This window comes from Microbacterium sp. TPD7012 (assembly GCF_003075395.1).
GTDB lineage: Bacteria > Actinomycetota > Actinomycetes > Actinomycetales > Microbacteriaceae > Microbacterium.
The window spans coordinates 1-1,486 of record NZ_QDFV01000015.1 but is presented as its reverse complement, the minus strand read 5'-3'; the positions used below and the strand labels follow the sequence as shown (position 1 = coordinate 1,486).

At 68.5% G+C, this 1,486-nt stretch carries 1 protein-coding gene and 2 pseudogenes; all 3 read left to right on the top strand.

From position 1 onward, the window contains the following. Nucleotides 1-188 (top strand): annotated as a pseudogene (locus tag DC434_RS19915) (AAA family ATPase); the annotation flags it as partial. Between the two features lie 7 nt (nt 189-195). Beyond that, a complete protein-coding gene (locus tag DC434_RS19910) occupies nt 196-618 on the top strand; it encodes a DUF58 domain-containing protein (RefSeq protein WP_243409033.1) in 423 nt (140 codons plus the stop codon). After that, a pseudogene (locus DC434_RS19905) lies at nt 585-1,486 on the top strand (preprotein translocase subunit SecA); the annotation flags it as partial. The gene DC434_RS19910 and the pseudogene DC434_RS19905, both read left to right, overlap by 34 nt.

Here is a 1,486-nt window from a genome sequence, read left to right as displayed (position 1 = left end):
CCTTCCTGCAGGCTTCGCGCGCGCTGGCGCTGCTGAACGGCCGCGCGCACGTGCTGCCCGAGGACATCCGCGCCCTTCGTCACCTGGTGCTGCGCCACCGCCTGCTCCTCACCTTCGAGGCCGACGCCGAGGGCATCCGCAGCGAGGAGATCATCGACGAGATCTTCGCGGCCGTTCCGACTCCCTGACCCGCCCATGCCCAGCCTGATCACGCAGGTGAAGAGCAAGCTCTTCATCCACTCGTCGCGCAAGTCGCTGCACGCGCTCGACGGCGCGTACGCGTCGCTGCTGCACGGGCGCAGTCTCGACTTCGAGGATCTGCGCAAGTACGAGTACGGCGATCAGGTGCGCGACATCGACTGGCGTGCGACCGCGCGGCTGGGCACTCCGCTGGTCAAGCGTCATCGCGCGATGCGCATGCACACGATCATGTTCGTGGTCGACACCGGGCGCTCGATGGCCGCGCTCGCCCACGACGAGAAGTCCAAGAAGGATCTGGCGATCCTCGCGACCGGCGTTCTGGGCGTGCTCGCCTTGCGCCACGGCGACGACTTCACGACGGTCTACGGCGATGCGGAGCCGWGATCGTGGCCCGCGCCGGTCGCCTCGGCGCCGTGACCGTCGCCACCAACATGGCCGGTCGTGGAACCGACATCATGCTCGGCGGCAACGCCGAGTTCCTCGCCGTGCAGGAGCTCAAGGGCAAGGGGCTCGACCCCGTAGAGACGCCCGAGGAGTACGAGGTCGCCTGGGACGAGACCTACCAGGCGATGAAGGATGTCGTCGCGGAGGAGTCCGAGAAGGTCATCGAGGCCGGCGGACTCTACGTGCTCGGAACCGAGCGTCACGAGTCCCGTCGCATCGACAACCAGCTCCGCGGGCGCTCCGGACGTCAGGGCGACCCCGGTGAGAGCCGCTTCTACCTGAGCCTCACCGACGACCTGATGCGCCTGTTCCAGTCGGGTGCGGCCGAGGCGATCCTGTCGCGTACGAACTTCCCGGACGACGTGCCGATCGAGTCGGGTCTCGTCTCGCGGGCGATCCGCAGCGCGCAGTCCCAGGTCGAGTCCCGCAACGCCGAGATGCGCAAGAACGTCCTCAAGTACGACGACGTCCTGAACCGCCAGCGCGAAGCGATCTACGCCGACCGCCGCCACATCCTGCAGGGCGACGACATCGCCGGCCGCGTGCAGCACTTCATCGAGGACGCCATCGGCGGAGTCGTGGGAGACCACACCGGCGAGGGGCACAACGAGAGCTGGGACTTCGACGCCCTGTGGACCGAGCTGAAGACGCTCTACCCGGTCGGCGTCACGATCGACGAGGTCGTGTCGGAGGCGGCGGGCCGCAAGGGCGGCATCACCGCGGACGGACTCACCCGCGAGCTGCTCTCCGACGCGAAGATCGCCTACGAGAAGCGCGAGGAGTCGCTCGGCGAGGCCGCRACCCGCGAGCTCGAGCGTCGTGCAGCACGACGCGACGCTCG